The organism is Candidatus Cloacimonadota bacterium, from assembly GCA_011372345.1.
Taxonomy (GTDB): domain Bacteria; phylum Cloacimonadota; class Cloacimonadia; order Cloacimonadales; family TCS61; genus DRTC01.
In genome coordinates this window covers 1-4,974 of the sequence record DRTC01000305.1, presented here as the reverse complement: position 1 = coordinate 4,974, position 4,974 = coordinate 1, and the positions used below count along the sequence as shown (strand labels likewise).

Annotated in this window: 9 protein-coding genes; all 9 read left to right on the top strand. The window is 34.2% G+C overall.

All coding sequences use genetic code 11. From position 1 onward, the window contains the following. Positions 1-184 precede the first annotated feature (184 nt). The gene (locus ENL20_05960) at positions 185-490 is read left to right on the top strand and encodes a hypothetical protein (protein HHE38100.1); all 306 of its coding nucleotides are present in this window, start codon (positions 185-187) and stop codon (positions 488-490) included. Positions 491-527: 37 nt separating this feature from the next. Beyond that, complete coding sequence (locus tag ENL20_05955; GenBank protein ID HHE38099.1) at positions 528-2,162, top strand: methylmalonyl-CoA mutase; 1,635 nt, start codon at positions 528-530, stop codon at positions 2,160-2,162. Positions 2,163-2,179: 17 nt separating this feature from the next. Further along, positions 2,180-2,416: a DUF2281 domain-containing protein gene (locus tag ENL20_05950; protein HHE38098.1), complete on the top strand. Its 237-nt coding sequence runs from the start codon at positions 2,180-2,182 to the stop codon at positions 2,414-2,416. Beyond that, entirely contained in the window at positions 2,416-2,805 is a 390-nt protein-coding gene (locus ENL20_05945) for a type II toxin-antitoxin system VapC family toxin (protein ID HHE38097.1), read from the top strand. The genes ENL20_05950 and ENL20_05945 overlap by 1 nt, the downstream gene beginning before the upstream one ends. A 20-nt stretch (positions 2,806-2,825) precedes the next feature. Further along, a complete protein-coding gene (locus ENL20_05940) occupies positions 2,826-3,227 on the top strand; it encodes a cobalamin B12-binding domain-containing protein (protein ID HHE38096.1) in 402 nt (133 codons plus the stop codon). A 16-nt stretch (positions 3,228-3,243) separates the two neighbouring features. Continuing rightward, positions 3,244-3,753: a hypothetical protein gene (locus ENL20_05935; protein HHE38095.1), complete on the top strand. Its 510-nt coding sequence runs from the start codon at positions 3,244-3,246 to the stop codon at positions 3,751-3,753. Further along, positions 3,746-3,934, top strand: coding sequence for a hypothetical protein (locus ENL20_05930; GenBank protein ID HHE38094.1), 189 nt, complete (start codon positions 3,746-3,748; stop codon positions 3,932-3,934). Before ENL20_05935 ends, ENL20_05930 begins: the two co-directional genes overlap by 8 nt. A 100-nt stretch (positions 3,935-4,034) precedes the next feature. Next, positions 4,035-4,298: a hypothetical protein gene (locus ENL20_05925; protein HHE38093.1), complete on the top strand. Its 264-nt coding sequence runs from the start codon at positions 4,035-4,037 to the stop codon at positions 4,296-4,298. A gap of 70 nt (positions 4,299-4,368) precedes the next feature. After that, entirely contained in the window at positions 4,369-4,947 is a 579-nt protein-coding gene (locus ENL20_05920) for a nitroreductase family protein (GenBank protein HHE38092.1), read from the top strand. Positions 4,948-4,974: the final 27 nt, after the last annotated feature.

Genomic DNA, 4,974 nt, shown 5'->3' with positions numbered 1-4,974 from the left:
TTCTGATATTATGAACAAACTTACTTTGAATTTTAATATTTTGGTATCGATTACGGAAGAAACAACCGAGCGTTTTTCAAAATACCTGGAGGTTTTACCTTTTTATAAAAATGTGAAAAATGAAGGAATTATTATTTATGGATGAGAGAATTCTATATGCTTTTTACGGAGAAGATTAATAACAATGAACATTGTAGAAAATGATCTGGAAAAATTAATTGAAATTTGTAAGACACATTCTGTAGAAAGAATCACCGTTTTCGGTTCAATTTTGTCAGATAAGTTTTCAAAAAACAGTGACATAGATTTTTTAATAAAATTTAAGGGTGTCGATTTATTTGAGTATTTTGATAATTATCTGGATCTTAAAAATAAATTGGAAAATTTATTCGATCGTAATATTGACATCATCGAAGAACAAACATTGCGAAATCCCTATTTGATCGCATCGATAGACAGTAACAAGAAATTATTATGGAAGAAAGACTAAAAATATTTCGTGTAATTCGGGATAAAAAGGAGTAAAAATGAGCAAAAAAACCTGGCAGGAAAAATATAATAAACGCAAAGAACGAGACCTTGATTTCTCAAATCTTTCCAAAACCAAAATCGATCCGTTATACACTCCTGAAAACATCAAAGATTTCGATTATGACAAAGACTTGAATTACCCTGGAGAATATCCATTCACACGCGGAGTTCAGCCGAATATGTATCGCGGCAGACTCTGGACGATGCGGCAGTTTTCCGGTTTCGGAACTCCAAAAGATACGAACAACCGCTATAAATATCTTCTCAAACACGGACAAACCGGACTTTCCGTTGCTTTTGATTTCCCGACACTTTATGGTCGAGATTCCGACGATCCGTTTGCTGAAGGAGAAGTTGGGAAATGCGGTGTTGCCATCGATACTCTTCACGATATGGAAATACTTTTCGATGGAATTCCGCTTGATAAGATATCAACTTCCATGACCATCAATCCTCCGGCTGCAATGCTGCTGGCAATGTATATCGTTGTCGGAGAAAAACAGGGAGTTCCGAGAGATGTCCTGACCGGAACCATCCAGAACGATATGCTCAAAGAATATCAAGCACAGAAAACCTGGATCTATCCGCCGGAACCATCTTTGCGGATCATCACCGATATTCTCGAATATTGCTCCGAAAATGTTCCCAGGTGGAATACTATCTCGATTTCCGGTTATCATATTCGTGAGGCAGGCTCGACTGCTGTTCAAGAGCTTGCGTTCACTCTCGCTAACGGTTACACTTATGTCGATTACGGAATCAAAGCCGGACTTCCGGTCGATACATTCGCTCCTCGATTATCATTCTTTTTCAATGCTCACATGGATTTCTTTGAGGAAATTGCCAAATATCGAGCTGCGAGACGGATCTGGGCAAAACTAATGAAGGACAAATATCACGCAAAAGATCCGAAATCTTTCCTCGTCAGATTCCATACTCAAACCGCTGGCTGCAGTCTAACCGCTCAACAACCGGAGAACAATATCATCAGAACTGCTTTCCAGGCATTGTCTGCAGTTTTGGGTGGAACTCAATCTCTGCATACAAATTCAATGGATGAGACTTTTGCCCTTCCAACCGAAAAAGCAGTAAAAATCGCTCTTCGAACTCAGCAATTGATCGCTTATGAAACAGGTGTTCCAAATACGATAGATCCTCTTGGCGGATCATATTATATCGAATCTTTAACAGATGAAATGGAAAAACAAGCATTAGATTATTTTGAGAAAATCGAAACTTTGGGTGGAGTAGTTCCGGCAATTGAAAAAGGATTTTTCCAAAGAGAAATTTCACGAAGTGCTTACGAATACCAGAAATCTCTGGAGAAAAAGGAAAAATTCCATATTGGAGTGAATCTTTTTAATGAAGAAGATGAAAAAATCGATATCGAACTTCTGAAAATTCCGAAAGAAGTTGAAATCGATCAGAAGAAATCTCTTAAAAAAGTGAAGGAAGAAAGAAATAATTCCAAAGTAATAGCAACATTAAAATCATTACGAGATGCAGCAGAAAATGGAGAGAATTTAATGCCGAGAATTATCGATTGTGTGAGAGAATATGCAACTCTCGGGGAAATGTGTACTACTTTGAAGGAAGTTTTCGGGACTTATAAAGAACCCATTATTTTTTAGAGAAGCAAGGAGGAAAAATGCATCAAGTTAGTTTAAACGAAGCAAAAAAAATCTTTCCAAAACTTATAGACGAAGTTTTGATTGGTGAAGAAATTCTTATCACAAAAAATAGAAAACCGATTATTAAAATGTCATCGATTCGAGCAAAAAAAACTGATAAGATAAAAAGAATTAGACCAGGAAGTGCAAAAGGTTTGTTTCAAATAATGGACGATTTTGATGAACCATTAGATGATTTCAAGGATTATATGTAATGAGAATCCTACTCGATACCCACGCTTTTCTTTGGTTTGCATCTGATGATCCAAAACTTCCAAATTCGGCAAAAATTTTTATTGAAAATGTAAATAACGAACGACTAATAAGTATGGCAAGCATTTGGGAACTCGCTTTAAAAGTAAGTATTGGGAAGTTAAAGATAAAAAAATTATTTCCAGATTTAATTCCTAATCAATTAAAGATTAATGATATTGATTTACTACCGATCGAATTATCGCATTTAAATAAAATTGTCAATCTTCCCTTTTATCATCGTGATCCTTTTGATCGGTTGATCATTGCTCAAAGTCTGATTGAGCAAATTCCAATTATCAGTAAGGAAAAATTATTCGATAAATATGGAATTAACAGACTCTGGAATTAACAATCAATAGGAGTTTTAATATGAACAAAAAGATAAGAATTTTAATCGGAAAACCGGGACTGGACGGACACGATAGAGGTGCAAAAGTCATCGCGGCTGCTTTGCGAGATGCCGGATTTGAAGTGATTTATACTGGTTTACATCAACTTTCGGAAAGTATAGTCGCAGCCGCAATTCAGGAAGATGTGGATATTATCGGACTTTCAATTCTTTCCGGTGCTCACATGACAATTTTTCCAAGAATTATTGGATTATTAAAAGAAAAAAAAGCGGAACATATTCAAGTTATCGGGGGTGGAATCATACCAAAAGAAGATATTCAAAAACTTCTAAAAATCGGTGTGAAAAAAATATTTACTCCCGGAACAACAACGACTGAAATTGTAGATTATATAAATACAAATATTGCGGATGAAGAATAATTAATTTTAAATAAATATGAAAAAAACGATAGAAGTTATAAACGAACTCCAAAAAGAAGGTATAATCAGGAAATATGCTGTAGGTGGAGGAATTGCTGCGATTATTTATATCGAGCCTGTTCTAACCTACGATTTAGATATTTTATATATTCCTGAAAAAGAAGAAAAAGGATTAATTGATATTTCCCCAATATATAAATTTTGTGAGGAAAAAGGTTATAAATTCGAGAGAGAACATATTATAATCAATGAAATACCGGTTCAATTCATTCCTGTTTATAACAAACTTGTTCAAGAAGCAGTCGAACAATCTGTCGAAGTTGAATATCAAAATATTTCGATAAATGCTTTAAAACCTGAATATTCCATCGCCATTATGATCCAAACTTTCAGGCAAAAAGACAAGGAAAGAATTATCAAATTTTTAGAACAGACAAAAACAGATCAAAATCTTCTCCAAAATATCCTGAAAAAATATGATTTAGAAGAAAAATATAATAGATTTATCGATTCATCTAATGAATAATAAATATCCTTCCTTTTCAAATATCCAGGAACTTTTTAAGGCAAAAAAAGAATATCATAAAAATCTGGCGAAACTTCCTTTTGAAGAAAAAATTAAAATCTTGGTCAAATTGCAGAAATTAGCAATGGGTTTTCCATCTCATTCAAATAAGATAAGAATTGTCTGGAAAATCGATAATTGATATTAAAGAAAACTTACAGGAGCGATTAATTGAATAATCTCAAATCTTTATGGAAGGATACAAAAGAGCGGTTTGATATTTTAGAGAATTCTCTGATTGATTGTTACATCGGTTTTTTACAGGAAGTTGCGAAAAAAATATCCAACAAGGAAGAAGAGTCTTTTTCGAGGAAAATCGTATCGTTCATTGGGGTGCATATCAATTCGGTCAACTTCTGATCGAAACCGATGATGATATTTACGAAATATTTGACGATTATATCGGAGAAATTCGTTTTGAACCCATAATAGATGAAGAAATGAAAGAAGGATTTTTGGAAATAAAATTGGAAAATATTGAAGACATTAAGTATATTCTTCATTAAATTTAACAAGAAAATCCGTAATTTAGTTATATAAAAAACCTTCGGGACGAAGGTGATACAGGAGTAATTAATGAATTTTTCAGACGATATTTATGAAATCATCAAAACAAGAAGAAGTATTCGTTTTTTCAAAGAACAGGATATTCCAAATGAACTTCTAGAAAAAATTATGGAAAATGCGATCTGGGCACCTTCCGGGAAGAATTTCCAGAATTGGCATTTCTATGTTTTAAAAAGAGAAAAATTAATCGAATTCACCAAAGTTTATAAAGAATTCTGGCAATATGTCCGACCAACTCTGGAAGGAAAACTCAAACCAAAAATAATCGAATTGACCGGAAAATTCTTTGGTAATATTGGTAATGCACCGGTCGTGATCCTTGCTTTTTCCGATATAATTCCAGGTGAAGAACCGATAACTTCGATGGGAAGTGTTTTTCTGGCAATTCAAAATCTACTCCTTCTGGCACACAAAGAAGGATTGGGTACTTGCGTTCTGGGAAGAGTCGAGCAGAAAGCGGAAGCAGTAAAAAAATTGCTCGGAGTAGAGGATAAGGAATTCTTATGCGGAATTGCTCTCGGATATTCCAATTATGATAAAACTCCGCCTGCACCACCGAGAAAAGAAGATAGAATTCATTGGCTTTGAATTTATTGAGATAAACTCAAGGGATAG

Coding starts and splice junctions, on each gene's coding strand:
- ENL20_05955 (HHE38099.1), top strand. CDS start 528: ATGAGCAAAAAAACCTGGCAGGAAAAATATAATAAACGCAAAGAACGA.
- ENL20_05935 (HHE38095.1), top strand. CDS start 3,244: ATGAAAAAAACGATAGAAGTTATAAACGAACTCCAAAAAGAAGGTATA.
- ENL20_05940 (HHE38096.1), top strand. CDS start 2,826: ATGAACAAAAAGATAAGAATTTTAATCGGAAAACCGGGACTGGACGGA.
- ENL20_05945 (HHE38097.1), top strand. CDS start 2,416: ATGAGAATCCTACTCGATACCCACGCTTTTCTTTGGTTTGCATCTGAT.
- ENL20_05920 (HHE38092.1), top strand. CDS start 4,369: ATGAATTTTTCAGACGATATTTATGAAATCATCAAAACAAGAAGAAGT.
- ENL20_05960 (HHE38100.1), top strand. CDS start 185: ATGAACATTGTAGAAAATGATCTGGAAAAATTAATTGAAATTTGTAAG.
- ENL20_05930 (HHE38094.1), top strand. CDS start 3,746: ATGAATAATAAATATCCTTCCTTTTCAAATATCCAGGAACTTTTTAAG.
- ENL20_05950 (HHE38098.1), top strand. CDS start 2,180: ATGCATCAAGTTAGTTTAAACGAAGCAAAAAAAATCTTTCCAAAACTT.